This window comes from Coriobacterium glomerans PW2, assembly GCF_000195315.1.
Classification (GTDB): Bacteria; Actinomycetota; Coriobacteriia; order Coriobacteriales; family Coriobacteriaceae; genus Coriobacterium; species Coriobacterium glomerans.
On sequence record NC_015389.1, the window covers coordinates 484,863 to 503,705 of the forward strand.

Below are 18,843 nucleotides of genomic sequence, written 5' to 3' on the forward strand. Positions count from 1 at the left end.
ATGATGTTTGCATCTAGAAAGGGTAATGCAACGAGTGCGGCTATCATCGAGTCAAGCGCGACATGCGTTTGCTTTCGGCAGCACCCGGGCTTCGTTCAATCGCGCTGCGACCCGGTATTTGCGATTTCGTATAATGCCAGCAGCAATCGAAGGCTTTCCGGTAGGAGCTGGTTTGCGCGGAGCCTGATCGGGTCGCCGCGCCGAGTCAAGATAAGTCGCTCCGGGACCCCTTCGAGTATCCAATCCGGTCGCATGTGGTTGCGGCCGTCCGGCTGAAGCCGGAGAGAGAGGAGTGTGCGCTATGGCACTGGTCACCACCAAGGAGATGCTGCTCGAGGCTAAGAAGGGCCACTATGGGATCGGGGCGTTCAACGTCGAGAACCTCGAGTTCGTCATGGCGGTGCTCGCCGCCGCCGAGCAGACCGGGTCCCCGGTCATCATGCAGACCACGCCGGGAACGGTCAAGTACGCCGGTCTCGACTATTTTCACGCGCTCGTGAAATGCGCCGCTGAGCGGGCGAGCGTGCCGGTGGCGCTCCACCTCGACCACGGTGACGGGTACGACCGCTGCCTGCAGGCCTTGCACGTGGGCTACACCTCCGTCATGATCGACGGCAGCCACGTGCCCTTCGAGCAGAACATCGAGATCACCGCGCCGGTCGCGCGCGCGGGCAGAGCCATCGGCGTGCCGGTCGAGGCGGAGCTCGGCAAGGTCGGCGGCAAGGAGGATGACGGCCCGGCCGTCGCCGGCGAGAACCCCTATACCGATCCGGACGAGGCCGTCGAGTTCGTCGAGCGCACGGGGTGCACCTCGCTTGCCATCGGCGTGGGCACGGCGCACGGCGTCTATCACGGCACGCCGCACATCCAGCAGGACATCGTCCAGGCGATCGCCGCGCGTCTCGATATCCCGCTCGTCTTGCACGGGACCTCCGGCGTGCCCGATGAGCAGGTCGCCGAGGCGATCAAGAACGGTATCTCCAAGATCAACTACGCCACCGAGCTGCGGCAGGCCTACACGCGCGGCTTCATGGGCTACATGGCGGAGAACCCGGGTAATTTCGATCCCAAGAAGCCCGCGATTCAAGGCATGGCAGAGATCACGAAGGTCGTGAGCGAGCACATGCAGAATCTGGGGTCTGCGGGGCGGGCGTAAAAAACCTTCTTTTTCGAATCTGATCGAGGGTTGCACCCCCGCGCCGTCGCTGCGGGGGTGCTTTCATTGACGGCGACACTTCTCGTTCCTACGCTCGGATCGCCTGCTGGCGATGCGTGAGTAAAAACTTGTCCCCACGCATCGCTATACTGAAGCTACCTGATGGAACCGGGTAGGCCGACGGCGGGGTGGTGTCGATGAGCGAGACTGGCGGAGAGCTGACGTGCTCGAAGCGTGCGCGATCACTATGGGCGAAGTCTGATCGTGACGAAGGGCGATCCTGGCTGCCGCTGGTCACGCATGCGCAAGATGCCGTCAGCGTGGCGAGAAGACTTTGGGACACGTGGGTGCCACGTAGCACGCGCGGAGCCATCAGCAGCGCATACTGCGAGAATGAGGCGCTGGCGCAGCGTCTCGTCTGCTTTCTGGCCGGCGTGCACGATATCGGCAAAGCGACACCCTTGTTTCAGGCTCGCCGCGTTTTGTTTGATACCGAGGCGGAGGAGGCCTATCTTACATGGAAACCGCAATCCGCCGGCCTGCCCTTCACTTCTGTTTTCGATTGCGCCACCCGACCGAGCCATGCCATCGCGGGCCAGGTGATCCTGAAAGCGTATCTCGAGGACGAACATCACTGGGAAGCAGGGATCGCCGGCTCGCTCACCTGCATCATCGGAGCGCATCACGGTCGCCCTCCGCGGCAGAAGGATCTCGGCGATGCTGTGCGGACGCGCCAGAGGGAGCTGGGTTGGGATGCTTCATGCGGAAGTGCCTGGAGAGATGTTCAGCGTGAGCTCATCGAACACGCGTTGCGCCTTTCGGAGATCACCCGAGCCGATCTGACACTGATGAGCGGCCGATTCGTCGAGCCTCAGATCGCGAGCCTGCTCACCGGTCTTATCATCATGGTTGATTGGATCGTGAGCAATCAGGCGTTTTTCCCGCTCGTACCTCTGCACCACTCCGATCAGCCGAGCACGGTCGCTCTCTGTGCGCGGCACGCCGCGCAGCAGCTCTCTGCGCGTTCGGCAAAGGCGTGGGATGCTGCTCGCATCCTTCCCGCCTGGCGTGAGGATGCATGCGATCTCCCCGACATGGAAACGCTCTATGGGGAGCGGTTCGGTTTCACCGGCGGTACGCGTCCTCGGCCGATACAGATTGCAAGCGATCAGGTGGCGCGCACGACTGAAGATCCCGGCATCATCATTCTCGAGGCGCCGATGGGCGAAGGCAAAACCGAGGCGGCGCTGGCAGCTGCGGAGATCCTTGCCTCCCGTTCCGGCTGCGGGGGCATAGCCGTGGCGCTTCCCACGATGGCGACGACGGATGCCATGTTCGGGCGCGTGCACGCGTGGCTGAAGCGGCTTCCGGAGCACAACGAAAACGAACGAAGCATCTATCTGGCACACGGCAAGGCGCGACTGAATGAGGAGTTTCAAGGCATCGTCACGGCGTCGCGCTCCAAGCAGAGATATAAAGTTCTCGGAGAGGATCTCGAAGCTGGCGAGCTATCTGACAGCGTTGTCGCATCGGACTGGATGAACGGCAGAAAAAAAGGAGTTCTGTCCAACTTTTTGATTTGCACGGTCGATCAGGTGCTCATGGGAGCTCTCCAGATGAAGCACCTTGCGCTGCGGCATCTGGCGCTGGCTAACAAAGTGGTCGTGATCGACGAATGCCACGCCTACGACATCTACATGCAGCAGTATCTCACACGTGTGCTGGAATGGCTCGGCAGCTGGCGAACGCCGGTCGTCTTGCTTTCGGCAACCCTGCCGCCGGCGCTGAGAGCTCAGCTGATCGAAGCCTACCTGAAAGGACGCCGGACGGTCGGCCAGCCGCACAGGGCAACAGGCAACTGGAGAGAGACGGCAAGACGAGCGCAATCTTGGCGGCGTGCTGAGCTTGTATCGAGTGCTCCCGCTTCGATAGCGAGCAGCAAAGAAAGCGGTAAGGAACCGTCGGATGTCGCCGCCGCATATCCGCTGATCACCTACAGCGAAGGCGAAAAGATGAGATCACGGGGGATTCCCGCTTCAAGCCGTCGCTGGAACGTAACCGTCAAAATCATGAGCGACGACAACGATTCCCTGATTGAGCTGCTGCGCGAGCGGCTATCTGGAGGCGGGTGCGCGGGCATCGTGTGTGACACCGTCACAAGAGCTCAGCAGACGGCCGCCGCCCTCTCCGATCAGTTCGGATCCGAATCGATCATGTTGACGCACGCGCGGTTTGTCGACTTCGACCGCATGGCGAACGAACGGATGCTGAGAGCGATGCTGGGACCCGAAGCGAACGTCGATGCTGGCACAAGACCGTATCTGAAGATAATCGTTGGAACGCAGGTCCTTGAGCAGTCGCTGGATATCGATTTCGATGTCTTGGTCTCAGATGTGGCTCCGATCGATCTCATCATGCAGCGGCTCGGGAGGGTCCACCGTCATCGGCGCGGGACGGCCGAGTCGGAACGGCCAGGCAAACTGAGAGGCGCAACGTGCTATCTGCGCGGCATCGAGCATTGGGGGGAGGGAGAAGCGCCTTCATTTCCCCAAGACGTCGAGCGCGTCTACGATCGCGCGTCACTTCTGGAATCGTTAGCTGTCCTTGAGCTGTCAGAGCACCATCCGGAATCGGAGTTCGAGCTTCCCGACGATGTGGCGAGGACGGTGCGGGCAGGGTATGGAAGCGACGTTTCGTCGAGGATACCGGAGGCATGGAAGGGCATCTACGCAGATGCCGTCAGGAAGCGATCGGACGTCCATGACAAAAAGAAGCGCCGCGCGCGCCCGTGCCTGCTTAAATCAGTGGATTTTCTGCACAGCAATGATGCCACGTTAGTCGACCTGTTCGCTTCAGGTGCAGTTTCCGAATCGAATGCAAGACGGGGGGCTGATGATGATTGGGGTCCGCGGGCCGTTCGCGACACGCAAGAGACCGTTGAGGTTCTGCTGCTTTGGCGGCAGCATGACGAGCTCAGACTTCTGCCATGGGTCGGGGATCCGAAACGAGCTGTCGAGTACGGCGCTGCAGTTCCCATGGATCAGGAGCCGTCCCCCGCACTGTCCCAGTTCATCATGCAGTCTGCCGTGCGACTGCCGCTGAGCATGTGCGCGATAGGAAAGATCGATTCGCTCATCGAGAAGCTCGAAACTTTGACTCAGAGTTGGATTGGGGCATGGCAGGATTCGCCATGGTTGGCTGGCAGCCTCGTATTGATTCTTGAAGAGAGAGGAGGTACGGAATTGGTTGTCGATATTGATAACTGGGAAGTTTCATATTCTCGAGAGGCTGGTCTTTCTGAAAATGTAAAAAGGAGTGAAAATCATCTTTCCAGTTAGTTTTACTATATTTGCCAGTGGGAGGACGTGATGAGGATTTCATCAGGGGTTACGCGAGGGATAATTATGTCAGGACCTAATTTTGAAAATCCTCTGCACGGGTGGGATGATTCGTAAGCGATGGCTTTTCGGTAATGCTTTCAGCAGCGTCCACTATAACGATTGGACTTTCTTTTTTATAATCGTGCAGTTGCGGTAGCAATAGATCTTCAGCCGGATGCACAGAGAGGAGTGAAGGTTTTTGAAAGCGCAATTAGAATGGAGAACAGATGATGAAAGACGATATAAACAGTGATCCAACCTTCAATCTCGTGACTGAGCCTTGGATCCCGGTTACTTATACAGACGAGCATAAAGCCGATGTCTCACTGAGTACCGTTTTCAAGGATGCAGACCAGATCCAAGAGATCTCGGATGAGTTTCCTCAGTTTCGCATCGTTCTGCTGAGATTTCTCATCGCGATCCTGCTACGAGCGTATTCGAGTCAAGCGCTGAGCAAACGAGACGCCCTGGCATTATGGTCGGATCTTTGGACTCAGCGGCACTTTGATTCGGAATACGTGGACGAGTACTTGGAGCACTTCAAAGATCGGTTCGACATCCTGTCTCCAGTCACTCCTTTTTATCAGGTCGCGGATCTCACCTATTCAGACGAGAAAAAGGAATACGACTGGATAAGCGAGCTGGTCCCTGATATTCCAAAGCCCGACAAATACCTGTTTGCAATGAAAGAGCGTTCAAGTAGCCCGCCGTGTATCAAATTGTCGGAAGCAGCGCGATACTTGATCCTAGCGCAGGCGTTCGATTTTGCTGGGATAAAAAGCCCTGTTGAAGGAAACACTCAAGTAAAACGAGGGCATGTTTACGCCCCTCATGGGGTTGTGCAAACGGGCTTTGTCGGGGCGATCGGCGGAGTCTATGTGCGAGGCCGCACATTATACGAAACCTTGCTGTTCAATATGGTTCTGTACGATTCACGGGCTTCGAATAGCGATAAAGAGTCTGACGTGGATCTTCCTCCTTGGGAGAGAAGTTTACCAAGTTGCGACATCGTTTTCCGTGAACCGAACGGTCCGGTCGATTTGCTTACTTGGCAGAGCAGAAGAATCAGACTCATCTTCGACGGTGAAAAGAATTCAGCGATCGGCGTAGTGATCTGCTATGGAGATGCGACGGTTTCTTACGATAAGCACCCATATGAGTGGATGACGGCCTGGCGATCTGACGGTGGTCTACAAAAGAAGCTCGGTCTTTCTCATACACCTTGGGTGCCTTTGAAACACGATCCAAGTAAAACGATATGGGAGGGCTTGTCCGCGCTGCTTGCCGCCCGAAACGAAGAAGGGGCTGATGTAAGACCAGGAGTGATCAGATGGAACGAAACACTCGGTGAAGCCGACATTGCTCTTCCAAAATCGGGGCTAATAGTCTCAATCTGCGCCCAAGGTATCGTGTACAACATAAAAAAGGGTAGCTCGGCCATTATTGATAGCATCGATGATCATTTCGATCTCGATGTATCGATGATGAGACACGATGCTCAAGCGGCAGCAGCTTCGATCGATCTTGTTTCTCGCACCGATCAGGCAGTACTCAGCTTAATGCGATACGTGCGCAACATGGAATCTTCCGCAGGCTATATGCGTCAGAACTCAACCATGGAAAATGATATCCGCGAGTGTGCCTACAGTGAGCTTAACACGATATTTCGCAAACGGCTTTCCGGCTTTACTCCTGATCAGGATATCGACTCGTATTCCAATGACTGGAAAGAAGAGGTACGCAGCGTCCTTCTCGATCTCGGCAAATCATATGCTTCTGCGGCAAGTTCGAGTGCGTTCTCCGTGCACAGAGTGAAATTCGGAAAGAAGGAAGAGCTGATGACATCAGGGAAGGCACAGATACTTTTTTATCGAGGACTCACGAAGGCACTGGGCTCTCCAACGTTTAATTCCGGTTCACGGATAGAGGAGGACAGCCATGTCGAACACCTATGAAGTCGCAGGCAAGCTCGGTGCTTTTGCTGCTCGAAAGATTCAGATACTACAACGAGACTATCTCGGCTCCGGATCGCGGGCGGCACATGCGCGTTCCGTCCTTGCTCAGTTGCGCCGCCTGCATGAACCGGGATCCTCCACTTGGATCATGGCAGGGCGGGAGCTGTTTGAGAATTGGCCAGAATTGGATCTCGGGCCGTCCGAGGAAACCCGTGCGCTTCGAGCCGTTGCGACGTCCTTTAAGTTTTATGCGATCCATCAGCAATCGAATACGGTCGGGATGTCCATGCCCCATAAAAAGAAAGACGGTGCGCAGGTGCCGAGGCGCAATCCCTATTCGTTCGGTCAAGCGTGTCGCCAGATAGATCCCGATATCGACAGATCGGGCGCCATCAGGAGACGCTTGGCGTCGATAGAGGCAGCATATGATTTTGAAGGCATCGCCTATCATATGCGCGGTCTGATCAAGTTGATGAGCAGCAAACAGATTGGATTGGATTACTTCTCTCTGATTAAGGATCTCTATCTTGTTCAGTGCGACGGCCTAAAAGACCGAGTGCTCATCGATTGGAGCCGAGCGTATTTCGGTTCACTGGAAACCGAACCTCAGAAAGCGGCAGCGATCGAGATAGAGAAGGCGTAGGAAATTATCACATCGAAAGGAACCAACATGTTTGTTGATATCTGCGTCATCCAAAATGTACCGTCAAACAACATCAACCGAGACGATACCGGCAGTCCTAAAACCGCACTCTACGGAGGCGCCCGGAGGGCGCGCGTCTCAAGCCAGGCCTGGAAGCGTGCAATGAGGAAGATGTTTCCTGCGTACCTGCCGAAAGGATCTTTGGGCGTCCGGACGAAATATGCGGTAAGGCTCATCAAGGATCGAATAGTGGCTGCTTGTCCAGATCTGGAAAGCGAAGGGCAGGAGCTGGCAGAAGCCGCTCTCAAAGCCTTGGGTTTGAAGCTCAAGAAGTCTAGGCGCGCCGGCTCCGACAGCGGTGAGCAGGAAACCGGTTATCTCCTTTTCCTTGCTCCGCCGGAAATCGATGGCTTGGCGCAGCTGATGATAGATTGGCACAATACAAAACGCAATATCAATAAACTGACCAAGTCGATGAAAAAGGAAGCCGCCGCCGTCTTTCAAGATCTCAGAGCCATCGATATCGCGCTGTTCGGTCGCATGCTCACCGAGGCCTCGAAGCTGAATACGGATGCTTCAGCTCAGGTCGCCCATGCGATCTCGGTCGATCGCGTCGTGCAGGAGTACGATTACTTCGCCGCTGTCGACGACTGCGCGTCAGCAGATAATACCGGTGCCAGCATGCTCGAAACGGCCGGATACAACTCTTCGACTTTGTATCGCTACGCGACCGTGAACTTGGATTCACTGTTCGAGCAGCTCCAAGATATCGAAGGAACGGCAAAGGGCACTGCTGTGTTCGTTGAGACCTTCGTTCGGTCGATGCCCACCGGCAAGCAGAACACCTTTGCGAACAGGACGCTTCCGAGTACTGTTTCCGTTGCCTTCCGCTCACGACAGCCTATCAACCCAGTGTCAGCGTTCGAAATCCCCGTATCTGCCAAGGAGGATCGATCCATCTCGCAACAGGCGGCCGAGCTGCTGGAAAAAAGGGTCGCGGAGATCGAGGGGCTCTTTGATGAGCCCGCTGATCGCGCTTGGTGCGCGACGATCGATCTCCCCGCTACTCCAAACGGAGCACTGGGCGAGAGAATTGACTTCAAGACGTTGCTTGGCGAGGTTCAGCGTGAAGCAGAACGTGTACTGAGGACGAGGAGCTGATCATGGCGGTGCTGCTGCTTCGCCTCTCGGGTCCCCTGCAGTCGTGGGGGGACTCCTCTCGTTTTACTAGGAGAGCCACTAGGAGAGAGCCAACGAAAAGCGGGGTCATCGGATTGCTGGCATCCGCTCTTGGGAGAACGCGGGAAGAATCGCTGAACGATCTTGCGAAATTAGAATTTGGCGTTCGTATCGACCAACAGGGCAATATGCTTCGAGATTTTCAGACCGAGCGGTCGCTCGACGGCAAAACCACGATGCCGCTTTCCAACAGGTATTATCTCGCTGATGCGATATTTCTTGCGGCTCTCCATGGGAAGCTTGATGTTCTTCATAAGCTTGACGAGGCAATCCAAAACCCTCGATGGCCTTTATATCTCGGACGACGATCCTGTCCACCGGATCCTCCGATCTCGTTGGGCGTGCATGAAGAGTACAAAGATGTGCGCCAAGCTCTTCAACAGATGAACTGGATCGCATCCTCCCGGTGCAAACGCCGATTAGCGCAGCACCGGCAACTCGAAATAGCCTGCGATGCGCGAGAGGGAGAACCGTATTCCCGACAAGCTGATCTTCCACTGAGCTTCAGCAAGTCGGGGCGCACGTACGAGGACCGCAGAGTATATCGAGCTTGGATCGACAATCCCGATTGGGGTCAAGAGGATATAGCCAAAATAGCGTCTAATCATGATCCCCTTTGCGCATGTTAGGAGGTTCCATGTACATATCTAAAGTGCCACTAAATATGGCTAGACCGGATACGATACGGTTCATCAGCTCCCCGTACAAGGTGCATGCGGCCGTCGAGCAATCGTTCTCGCCGCTCGCCAAACGAGCAGGCGATGACTGTCGTATTTTGTGGAGGCTCGACTCCATGCCGAAGGCGATCAAGACGCTTTGGTTGTACGTCGTCAGCCCCGATAAGCCCGATTTTACACATGTTGTTGAGCAGGCAGGCTGGACGGATTCGAAACGCTGGCAGACGAAAAGCTACCTCCCGCTGCTCGACTCGCTGGAGCAGGGGCAGGTATGGAGCTTTCGCATAAAGGCGAATCCGGTGCGAAAGGTTTTCAAGGATCAAGGACAGAGCCCCAGAGAGGGTATCGTCGGAACCGTTCAAGGGCATGTGACTGCTGAGCAGCAGAAGCGCTGGATGCTTTCCCGAACTGCAGCCCATGGCTTCAGTGTCCGGCAAAGTCAGAACGGCGAACCTGCCCTTATCGTGTCGCAGAGCACAAAAGAGAGCTTTTCTCGCGGACAAAGCACGGTCACGTTGGCAACCGCCTTTTTTGACGGGCTTCTCGAGATCACAGATGTCGTGGAATTTCGAAAGGTGCTCTGCTCGGGAATCGGCCGTGCGAAAAGCTTCGGATGTGGGTTGCTCACGATCGTGAAGCCTGCCGTATAGTCGCTATCTGTTATTTATGAGAGCCCCGGATCCATACAGAAACGGGATGCGGGGCTCTCGCGCCCGTTTATTCTTTCGGTACGAATCGAGATCGATATGGTTGCTTCAGATGAGTCCAACGGAAACAAACCCAAATCGAAAAGGATGGGAGCGCCTCCTCCCAATCTCTCTGACCTGTCTCGCGTGGAAGACAGAATCTCGTTTCTCTATTTCGAGCACTGTGCTATCAACAGGGAAAGCAATGCCATAACCGTGGCCGACGACGAAGGGACCATTCATGTGCCGTCCGCATCGTTGAATGTGATGCTTTTAGGGCCGGGCACCACGGTGACACACAGGGCTATGACCGCTATTGGTGAAAACGGCGCAACGGTTCTGTGGGTGGGGGAGCGGGGCGTTAGAATGTACGCCTCCGGCAAACCGCTTACTCACTCCTCGGCTTTGCTGCAGCGTCAGGCAAAACTGGTCTCAAACACGCACGCTCGGCTCAATGTTGCTCGCCGGATGTATCAGATGAGGTTTCCCCAAGAGGACGTGAGTCATTTCACCATGCAGCAACTCCGCGGGAGGGAGGGTATCCGGATACGACGCGTGTACAGAACCTGGTCCGAAAAAACGAAGGTCATCTGGGATAAGCGAACTTACAATCCCGAGGACTTTGAAGATGCCTCGCCCATAAATCAGGCATTGTCAGCAGCGCATTTCTGTTTATATGGTATCGCCCATGCTGTGATTATCGCACTGGGAGTCTCTCCCGGGCTGGGGTTTGTTCATACCGGTCATGAAAAATCCTTTGTATATGATGTTGCCGACCTTTATAAGGCAGAGCTGTCGATCCCCGTCGCATTCGCTACAGTGGCCGAATCTCCGGAGGATGTCGGCTCAGCGACACGGAGAAATTTCCGCGACGCGGTTTATGATCTCGCGCTCATGAAGCGTATGGTACGTGATATCAAGGCACTGCTTTCGGTGGATGGATCTGATTCTTGCGAAAAAATGGATGACCACGTCGGTCTTTGGGACGGGGCGAAGGGTGAAGTCGCCGCAGGGCGATCATATGGAGACGAAGAAATGATTGAGGTACAAGAATGACGATCTTTGTTCTTACACGATGTCCGATCGGGCTTAGGGGAGATCTGACGCGCTGGTTGCTTGAGATTGCTCCTGGTGTATTTGTTGGCTGCATCTCGGCGCGAGTCCGCGAGGGGATTTGGGGGCGCGTTCTTGCTGCCGTGAAGGAGGGTCGTGCAATCATGGTTCAAGCTGCTCAAAATGAACAGCACCTTAAGTTTAGCGTACATCAAGCGGATTGGCAGCCTTTCGATTGCGATGGAGCCCTACTGATAAAAAAGCCCTATGGAACCGAGGATTCAACATTGGTTGGACCAGTTGCAAAAGGATGGAGCAACGCAAGTAAGTATCGAAAAATGAAAAAGTTTGGGAACCAATGAAACTGTGTGCTGCGGATGTAAAGCACTTTTGCTTTAATAAAAACAGCTACAAAGATGGGTTTCATACCAGATAATTAAGTGTGCTCCCCGCGCATGCGGGGATGATCCCAGCAATTGGTCAGATGATCATTACGATGATGATGTGCTCCCCGCGCATGCGGGGATGATCCCCCCGACGGCTCATCGGCAGAGACCATCTCTCGCGTGCTCCCCGCGCATGCGGGGATGATCCTGGTACGACACGCATCCCACGACATCCGCCACGGGTGCTCCCCGCGCATGCGGGGATGATCCCCCGGACTGACACCGACGTGTCCGCAGGTGAGCCGTGCTCCCCGCGCATGCGGGGATGATCCCACTTCGGAGTCACCACCGAGGCCGCGCAGGAGAGTGCTCCCCGCGCATGCGGGGATGATCCCATATCGGTGCGCGCCGGCGACGACGCGCTCAAGGTGCTCCCCGCGCATGCGGGGATGATCCTGTGTTGGCCCGCAGTCGCTTGGCCTTCTCGATCGTGCTCCCCGCGCATGCGGGGATGATCCCGCCAAGGACCTAAAGGCGCTCGACCAGATTGACGTGCTCTCCGCGCATGCGGGGATGATCCCCTTTGAGGCAGACGCGCGTTTAGAAGAGCCCTTGTGCTCCCCGCGCATGCGGGGATGATCCCTCCAACGGAGAGTACCATTCGAGCTGCGTCGAGTGCTCCCCACGCATGCGGGGATGATCCTATCAATATATACGGCACTGCTGGGAACGGGATAGTGCTTCCCGCGCATGCGGGGATGATCCGGTCGCGTTGCCCTGCGTGGCCGACATGGCCCAGGTGCTCCCCGCGCATGCGGGGATGATCCCTCGACGAGTGGGCTGCGCCTGTCGAAGTACATCGTGCTCCCCGCATGTGCGGGGATGATCCCGACAGGATCGCGACCACCGCCAGTGTTGTCAGCGTGCTCCCCGCACATGCGGGGATGATCCTTTCGAGCTGAAGCTGCCGGATGCCCCCCCCCGCATACGAACAGCTAATTCTTTTTACGCAAAGATTTAATGAGGTGACATCAACGTAGTTACAGAAAGGGAATGACCTACGCTCAGTACATTGCAGAGTTCATTTTGCCTTCTGCAGTTTATTGGCATTTGCAGTGATCTATCAGAATTTCTCTTAGTAGATGCGTAAATCTGATGCATAAAAAAGTATCTTCAATTTCCATAGGAGAAGTTTTCTCTTTCATCCCATTCAAAATTCCGATCATGATAACACTTAAATATATCACCATGGTTCCGCTCATTGTAACAGGGCGACTTATGATCTCACGATCGTCATCTGGGTAAGATACCCCCATTTGACATGGACGTGTATACTGTGTGGCTTGGTAGCGCCATGTTGAGGCTGGACCCGCGCCTGCGCGCGCAGCGGAGGTTGAGCCACAGCGTCACATGATGTAGGTGAGGAGTTTTCTTGGTACTCGTAATCGCTGAGAAGAACATCGCGGCGAAAAAGATCGCGCAGCTGCTTGCAGACGGCGCGCCGAAAACCGACAAGGTCTACAGCACGCAGGTCTACCGTTTCTCGGTGGACGGCGAGGAGTGGGTCTCCATGGGGCTCGCCGGACACATCCTGGCTCCGGACTTCCCTGAAGCCATCCTGTTCGACGCCGAGCGCGGCTGGTACTCGCTCACAGACGACGGTGAGATCCTGCCCGCCGACGTGCCCGACGGCCTCGCGCGGCCGCCCTATGACTCCAAGCGTCGTCCCTATCTGCCCGACGGCATCAACATCAAGAGCTGGAAAGTCGATAGCCTGCCCTATCTCACGTGGGCACCCGTCGTGAAGCATCCCGCGGAGAAGGAGATCATCCGCGTTCTCAAGAACCTCGCGAAGAAGGCCGACTCCATCATCATCGCGACCGACTTCGATCGCGAGGGCGAGCTGATTGGTGCCGACGCCCTCTCGCAGGTGCGCGAGGTCGCCCCTGACGTGCCGGTCGCGCGCGCCCGCTATTCCGCGCTCATCAAAGGCGAGGTCTGCGGGGCCTTCGACAATCTGGTTGAGCTCGATCGGGATCTGGCCGATGCCGGCGAGAGCCGTCAGCACATCGATCTCATCTGGGGCGCGGTGCTCACGCGCTATCTCACCCTCGCGAAATTCGGCGGCTTCGGCAACGTGCGCTCGGCCGGCCGCGTGCAGACGCCGACGCTGGCTCTAGTCGTCGCGCGCGAGCGCGAGCGACTCGCTTTTGTGCCAGAGGACTACTGGCAGATCCGCGGCATCGGCGCGTCGGGTGACACCGCGTTCAAGATCGCGCACGCCACCGCGCGCTTCACCGACGAGCAGAAGGCGAAGACCGCCTTCGCCCATGTCCAGGGCAAGACATCCGGCACGATCGTCAAGGTCGCCACGCGCGCGCGCAAGCAGGCCCCCCCGGCGCCGTTCAACACCACGTCGCTGCAGGCCGCCGCGGCCTCGGAAGGCATCTCGCCGGCGCGGACGATGCGCATCGCCGAGTCTCTCTACATGTCCGGTCTCATCTCCTACCCGCGCGTCGACAACACGGTCTATCCTCCATCGGAGGACCTCGCGGCCATCGTCTCCGGGCTGGCTGCGAGCTCACCGGCTCTGGCACCGGTCTGCAAGAAGGTGCTCGCCGGGCCCATGAAGCCGACGCGCGGCAAGACCGAGACGACCGACCATCCGCCGATCCACCCCACCGGACAGGGCAGCCCCGAGTCGCTCGACGGCGGCCAGCGCAAGCTCTACAACCTCATCGCGCGGCGCTTTCTGGCGACGCTCATGGGGCCGGCCACCATAGAGAACACGAAGCTCTCGATCGACGTGGCAGGCGAGCCCCTCACGGCCTCCGGCGACGTGCTCGTCACCGCGGGCTTTCGCGAGGCCTACCCCTACGGTCTGAAGCGCGATGAGCAGCTTCCCCCGCTCTCCGCCGGCGACGTCATCGAGGTGCGCGATCTCGCACTCGAGGCCAAGCAGACGGAGCCGCCGGCGCGCTACAGCCAGGGTCGCCTCGTGCAGGAGATGGAGAAGCGCGGCCTGGGCACGAAGTCCACGCGCGCGAGCATCATCGAGCGCCTCTATCAGGTGCGCTACCTCAAGAACGACCCGATCGAGCCCAGCCGGCTCGGCATGGCGATCATCGATGCGCTGGCCGCCTACGCGCCGCGCATCACCACCCCGGACATGACCGCCGAGCTCGACGGCGACATGACCAAGGTCGCCGAGGGCGCCGACACGGAGGCTCACGTCGTCGACCACTCCCGTGCGCTGCTCGCCGGCCTCATCGACAACCTGATCGATCACAAGGACGATCTCGGCGAGGCGATCTCGGACGCCGTCACCGCCGACGCAAAGGTGGGAGTGTGTCCCACCTGCGGGCGCGACCTCGTCATGAAGGCGAGCGCGAAGACGCGCGGCAACTTCATCGGCTGCATGGGCTGGCCGGAGTGCGACGTCACCTATCCGGTGCCCTCCGGAGTGAAGCTCGAACCCATCGAGGGCGACGACGGCGTGTGCCCGGAGTGCGGTGCGCCCAAAATCAAGTGCAAGCCGTTTCGATCGAAAGCCTACGAGGTGTGCGTGAACCCAAGGTGCCCGACGAACTACGAACCGGATCTCAAGGTCGGGGAGTGCGCGGTGTGCGCCGAGGCGGGACGTCACGGCGATCTGATCGCGCACAAGTCCGAGCGCAGCGGCAAGCGCTTCATCCGCTGCACGAACTACGATGAGTGCGCCGTGAGCTATCCGCTGCCCGCTCGCGGCAAGCTTCAGGCGACCGGAGAGACCTGCGAGCACTGCGGCTCCCCGATCGTCGTCGTCGAGACGGCGCGGGGGCCCTGGCGGATCTGCGTCAACATGGACTGCCCGGGCAAGGAGAAGCGGCCCGCCCGAGGCAGACGCGGCACCGCGGCGGCGAGCAAGCCGGCTGCCAAGAAGACCGCGGCCGCCAAGAAATCGGCTGCCAAGAAGTCGCCCGCGAAGAGAAAGCCGGCTGCCAAGAAGACCGCGGCCGCCAAGAAGACCGCGGCCGCGAAGAAGTCCGCATCGAGCCGATGAGCGGCGCGCGCACGTCTCGTCGGACTGGGTGATCTATCCAAGGGGGAGCAATGTCTCGCAACATGCATGCCAAGGTGGCGGGTATCACGGCTCGTCACGATCGCCCGAAGGCCCCCTCGCCGGCGTTCATCACGCTCGAGGGCATCGACGGGTGCGGCAAGTCCACGCAGGCGCGGCTGCTGGCAGCGACGTTGGAGCACGCGGGCTACGAGGTCGAGCTGCTCCGCGAGCCGGGCGGCGCGGCCATCTCGGAGAAGATTCGTCAGCTGCTGCTGGATCCTGCCAACGCCGAGATGAGCGCGACCTGCGAGCTCATGCTCTACGAGGCGGCTCGAGCCCAATTGGTCCATCAGCTCATCGTACCGGCTCTGCAGACGGGTCGCGTCGTCGTATGCGATCGCTTTTACGACTCTACCACGTCCTACCAGTCGTTCGGCTCCGGCATCGATCGCGCGACCGTCGATACGGCAAACGGTTTGGCCGTCGGCGCGATTCGCCCGCTCATCACGATCGTCTGCGATATCGCTCCGGATCTCGCCGCCGAGCGGATGCCCGGCCGCGCACGGGATCGAATGGAGGCCAAGGGCGCCGCATTCCAGCAGCGCGCCGCGGAGGGCTTTCGCGCCATCGCGGCAGAGGAGCCCGAGCGCGTGAGGCTGATCGATGCATCCGAGGACGTGGCGCACGTCCTGCTTCGCTCGGTCGCCGAACTCATCGCAGTCGGATTTCAGATCACCGATACCGATGCTCACGTCGCATTCACCGCGGCCTACGCGTGACCCGACTCGCCCGGAGCCTGTGGAGCCGCTCGGGCTCGGCTGGGCGCGTCGCTCTTCGCGCTATCATGTAGGGCAGCTGAAGCGCGATCGCTGCGAGCAGAAGGAGGGACATGACGCGGGATAGGGCAGACGCGGCCGGTCAGGCGCTGCTGGCGCACCTTGAAGCGCAACCGCGCGTGCGCGATTTCCTCGAGCGCGCGCTCGAGGCGGGTAGGACCTCGAGCGCCTATCTTTTTCTGGGTGCCACCGGATCGGGTGCAGGCGATGCCGCCCGCGCGCTCGCCCAGGCGCTGCTGTGCGACGAGCGAGGATGCGGAAGATGCGACACGTGCGTGCGCGTCGCGCGCGGCACCCATCCCGATGTGCATGTGCTGGAGCCGGAGAGCGCTATGGGCTACATCATCACCCAGATTCGCGAGCTGCTCGGCGACGTCGCGCTGGCTCCCATCCGCGCGCATCGCAAGGTATACATCATCACCCGTGCCGATCTGCTGCGCCCGAATTCCGCCAACGCGTTGCTGAAGACGCTTGAGGAACCGCCGGATGGCGTGACGTTCATCCTGATCGGCGCCTCGACCGACACGATCCTGCCCACCATCGTCTCTCGCTGCCAGTGCGTCTTGTTCCGCACGGTTCCGCCGACCGAGGTCGCCGCTATCGTGTCCCGTGCGACGGGTCTGCCCGAGGGGCGCTGCCGCATAGCCGCCGCGATCGCCGGGAGCCCCAGCGCCGCGCAGGAGTACCTGAGAAGCGCGGCGCGACAGGACGCCCGACGCCAGATCGTCCATGCGATCGATGCCCTGCCTGGTGCGGACGAGGCAGATATCCTGGCTGCCGCGAAGGCGCTGATGGCGGCTGTGCGCGCTCCGCTCGCCGAAGTCGCCTCGACGCAGCGGGCCGTGTTGGAGCGCGATGCGGACTACCTCTCCCGTGGAGCAATGAAGCAGCTTGAAGACAGAAACAAGCGCGAGCTGAATGCTCACGAGCGATCAGCTATCATGGAGGTGCTGGCGAGTGCTCGCTCGCTGCTGCGCGACGTTCTGCTCTGCGCGGAGTCGATGTCGACAGATATCGTGAACGAGGACGTCCGCGATGTCATCGACCGCCTCGCCTCGGTCGCCGGGCCCGTCGGTGCCGCGCGCGCGCTTCAGTCGGTCGCCGCCGCCGAGCGTCACATCGCTCGCAATGTCACTCCTCAGCTGGCCTTCGAGGTCATGCTCTTCGATATCAGGAAGGCTCTTCTATGCCAGTAGTCGTTCCCGTCAAGTTCCCCTTCGCCAGCCGCGCGCTCTGGTTCGATCCCCATGGGCTCGATATCGAGAAAGGCGATTACGCGATCTGCTCCACGGAGCGCGGCACGGAGTTCGGCCTCGTCACGGCTGATCCCTTCGAGGTGCCTCGATCTCAGCTGATCGCCCCGCTCAAAGCTATCGTCCGTATCGCAACCGATGAGGATTTGAACCGCGCCGATGCTCTTGCGGCGCGCGGTGAGGCCGCGATGAGCGACTTTCGCCAGCTCATCAACAGCAACGGTTTGGATATGAAGCCCGTCGGCGTCGAGTTCCTGTTCGGGGGCGAGAAGACCGTCTTCTATTTCGCGGCAGAGGATCGCGTCGACTTTCGTCAGCTCATCAAGGATCTGTGCGCGCGGTTCCACGAGCGCGTGGACATGCGCCAGATCGGCGTGCGCGATGAGACGCGTCTCATCGGCGGATTCGCGCACTGCGGTCAGGAGCTGTGCTGTTCACGGTTCGGGCGTCAATTCCAGCCAGTGTCCATCCGCATGGCCAAAGAGCAGGATCTGCCCCTCAACTCGGCGAAGATCTCGGGCATGTGCGGTCGGCTCATGTGCTGCCTTCGCTACGAATTCGAGGCATATAAGGATTTCAAGAGTCGCGCGCCCAAGAAGAAGACCCTCATCGACACACCGCTCGGTCACGCGCGGATCCTCGAGTACGACACGCCCAAGGAGCAGCTCGTCTTGAGGCTTGAAAGCGGACGCGTCTTCCGCGTCGACCTCTCGGAGATGAGCTGCAGCGAGGCGTGCATCAAGCACTCCGAGGAGGCGCGGTGCCCGTGCCGGCCGGACAGCGTGACCCGCGAGGTGCTCGAGCGCATCGAGGCGCCCGAGATATCACTCGCCCTGCTCGAACTCGATCGCGAGATGGGTGTCGATGTCGGAGACGGGCTGAGCAACGACGATCGAATCGAGGGTCGCTCGACCGGAGGGCGGCGCTCTCGCCGCAGCGGGGCGGCGGCCTGCGGCGGCAGCGATGATCGCTCCGCGCACAGGCGCGAGAGACGCCGGAGCGACCGGCAGGCAGAGGATGCGGCCCGCACCCCCGCCGGCGGCCGCAAGCGTCGGCGTCGCGCGTCGACGACCGCACCGGAGGCGCGCGCGGGGGAGCCCGCTGGCAAGGCGGCCGCACCCGTCGACGGCGAGCAGGCACCGCGCCAGAAGCAGAATCGACGACGTCGTCGCCACAGCGGGCAGGGCTCCGCCTCAGACTCCGGTCTCACCGCTCGCACCCCCGGCGGCGTCCGCGCCGACGCGACGCCGCAGGGTGCCCAGGAGACCCCGCGTCGCCGTCATCGCGGGACGTCCGCGCGCAAGCCTGAAACGCCCTCGGTCGCCGATCAGCTCGCCGACGGGCGCTTCGCCGTCAGGCGCCGTCCCGGCGATCAGGGCGGCTCTGAGCCCGAAGGGCCCCAGCGCCGCGCTCAGCAGACCGATCGGGAGACGAAGCCGCCGCAGCGCCGCCGTCGTCGAAGCCGTGGCCCGCGCAGGGGCGCAGGGGGAACCGACGCGCCCCAGGATTCTCGATCCGAGAAGTAGCTCGCGCGCGC

The 18,843-nt window shown here is 59.5% G+C and carries 13 protein-coding genes and 1 CRISPR repeat array; all 13 genes read left to right on the top strand.

Annotated features, from left to right (window positions below; genetic code table 11):
* Nucleotides 1-301 precede the first annotated feature (301 nt).
* The gene (locus CORGL_RS02150; protein ID WP_013708280.1) at nt 302-1,156 is read left to right on the top strand and encodes a class II fructose-bisphosphate aldolase; all 855 of its coding nucleotides are present in this window, start codon (nt 302-304) and stop codon (nt 1,154-1,156) included.
* A 197-nt stretch (nt 1,157-1,353) separates the two neighbouring features.
* Nucleotides 1,354-4,494: a CRISPR-associated helicase/endonuclease Cas3 gene (locus CORGL_RS02155; RefSeq protein ID WP_013708281.1), complete on the top strand. Its 3,141-nt coding sequence runs from the start codon at nt 1,354-1,356 to the stop codon at nt 4,492-4,494.
* Nucleotides 4,495-4,763: 269 nt separating this feature from the next.
* Complete coding sequence (gene casA / locus CORGL_RS02160; protein ID WP_049777664.1) at nt 4,764-6,491, top strand: type I-E CRISPR-associated protein Cse1/CasA; 1,728 nt, start codon at nt 4,764-4,766, stop codon at nt 6,489-6,491.
* Nucleotides 6,475-7,134 (top strand): type I-E CRISPR-associated protein Cse2/CasB, encoded by a 660-nt coding sequence (casB, locus tag CORGL_RS02165; RefSeq protein WP_013708283.1) that lies wholly within the window; start codon nt 6,475-6,477, stop codon nt 7,132-7,134. The genes casA and casB overlap by 17 nt, the downstream gene beginning before the upstream one ends.
* Before the next feature lie 27 nt (nt 7,135-7,161).
* The gene (gene cas7e, locus CORGL_RS02170; protein WP_013708284.1) at nt 7,162-8,295 is read left to right on the top strand and encodes a type I-E CRISPR-associated protein Cas7/Cse4/CasC; all 1,134 of its coding nucleotides are present in this window, start codon (nt 7,162-7,164) and stop codon (nt 8,293-8,295) included.
* 2 nt (nt 8,296-8,297) lie between these two features.
* Nucleotides 8,298-9,002 carry a type I-E CRISPR-associated protein Cas5/CasD gene (gene cas5e / locus CORGL_RS10180; RefSeq protein ID WP_013708285.1) on the top strand — a complete coding sequence of 235 codons (705 nt, stop codon included), beginning with the start codon at nt 8,298-8,300 and terminating at the stop codon, nt 9,000-9,002.
* 8 nt (nt 9,003-9,010) lie between these two features.
* Nucleotides 9,011-9,700, top strand: a complete 690-nt coding sequence (gene cas6e / locus CORGL_RS02180) for a type I-E CRISPR-associated protein Cas6/Cse3/CasE (protein ID WP_013708286.1) — start codon at nt 9,011-9,013, stop codon at nt 9,698-9,700.
* A gap of 144 nt (nt 9,701-9,844) precedes the next feature.
* Nucleotides 9,845-10,792: a type I-E CRISPR-associated endonuclease Cas1e gene (gene cas1e / locus CORGL_RS02185; RefSeq protein ID WP_280985032.1), complete on the top strand. Its 948-nt coding sequence runs from the start codon at nt 9,845-9,847 to the stop codon at nt 10,790-10,792.
* Nucleotides 10,789-11,151, top strand: coding sequence for a type I-E CRISPR-associated endoribonuclease Cas2e (cas2e, locus tag CORGL_RS09575; RefSeq protein ID WP_013708288.1), 363 nt, complete (start codon nt 10,789-10,791; stop codon nt 11,149-11,151). The genes cas1e and cas2e overlap by 4 nt, the downstream gene beginning before the upstream one ends.
* An 80-nt stretch (nt 11,152-11,231) precedes the next feature.
* A CRISPR array of direct repeats spans nt 11,232-12,064; the repeat unit is 28 nt; unit sequence GTGCTCCCCGCGCATGCGGGGATGATCC.
* A 543-nt stretch (nt 12,065-12,607) separates the two neighbouring features.
* The gene (locus CORGL_RS02190) at nt 12,608-15,217 is read left to right on the top strand and encodes a DNA topoisomerase I (RefSeq protein WP_013708289.1); all 2,610 of its coding nucleotides are present in this window, start codon (nt 12,608-12,610) and stop codon (nt 15,215-15,217) included.
* Between the two features lie 50 nt (nt 15,218-15,267).
* A complete protein-coding gene (gene tmk / locus CORGL_RS02195; protein ID WP_013708290.1) occupies nt 15,268-15,996 on the top strand; it encodes a dTMP kinase in 729 nt (242 codons plus the stop codon).
* A gap of 110 nt (nt 15,997-16,106) precedes the next feature.
* Nucleotides 16,107-17,249, top strand: a complete 1,143-nt coding sequence (locus tag CORGL_RS02200) for a DNA polymerase III subunit (RefSeq protein ID WP_013708291.1) — start codon at nt 16,107-16,109, stop codon at nt 17,247-17,249.
* Nucleotides 17,240-18,832 carry a regulatory iron-sulfur-containing complex subunit RicT gene (locus CORGL_RS02205; RefSeq protein ID WP_013708292.1) on the top strand — a complete coding sequence of 531 codons (1,593 nt, stop codon included), beginning with the start codon at nt 17,240-17,242 and terminating at the stop codon, nt 18,830-18,832. Before CORGL_RS02200 ends, CORGL_RS02205 begins: the two co-directional genes overlap by 10 nt.
* Nucleotides 18,833-18,843 lie beyond the last annotated feature (11 nt).

What these genes read in the sequence shown, in the direction of transcription:
- CORGL_RS02205 (WP_013708292.1), top strand. Translation starts at nt 17,240, where the DNA reads ATGCCAGTAGTCGTTCCCGTCAAGTTCCCCTTCGCCAGCCGCGCGCTC.
- cas6e (WP_013708286.1), top strand. Translation starts at nt 9,011, where the DNA reads ATGTACATATCTAAAGTGCCACTAAATATGGCTAGACCGGATACGATA.
- CORGL_RS02200 (WP_013708291.1), top strand. Translation starts at nt 16,107, where the DNA reads ATGACGCGGGATAGGGCAGACGCGGCCGGTCAGGCGCTGCTGGCGCAC.
- casA (WP_049777664.1), top strand. Translation starts at nt 4,764, where the DNA reads ATGATGAAAGACGATATAAACAGTGATCCAACCTTCAATCTCGTGACT.
- cas7e (WP_013708284.1), top strand. Translation starts at nt 7,162, where the DNA reads ATGTTTGTTGATATCTGCGTCATCCAAAATGTACCGTCAAACAACATC.
- tmk (WP_013708290.1), top strand. Translation starts at nt 15,268, where the DNA reads ATGTCTCGCAACATGCATGCCAAGGTGGCGGGTATCACGGCTCGTCAC.
- cas5e (WP_013708285.1), top strand. Translation starts at nt 8,298, where the DNA reads ATGGCGGTGCTGCTGCTTCGCCTCTCGGGTCCCCTGCAGTCGTGGGGG.
- CORGL_RS02155 (WP_013708281.1), top strand. Translation starts at nt 1,354, where the DNA reads ATGAGCGAGACTGGCGGAGAGCTGACGTGCTCGAAGCGTGCGCGATCA.
- casB (WP_013708283.1), top strand. Translation starts at nt 6,475, where the DNA reads ATGTCGAACACCTATGAAGTCGCAGGCAAGCTCGGTGCTTTTGCTGCT.
- cas1e (WP_280985032.1), top strand. Translation starts at nt 9,845, where the DNA reads ATGGGAGCGCCTCCTCCCAATCTCTCTGACCTGTCTCGCGTGGAAGAC.
- cas2e (WP_013708288.1), top strand. Translation starts at nt 10,789, where the DNA reads ATGACGATCTTTGTTCTTACACGATGTCCGATCGGGCTTAGGGGAGAT.
- CORGL_RS02150 (WP_013708280.1), top strand. Translation starts at nt 302, where the DNA reads ATGGCACTGGTCACCACCAAGGAGATGCTGCTCGAGGCTAAGAAGGGC.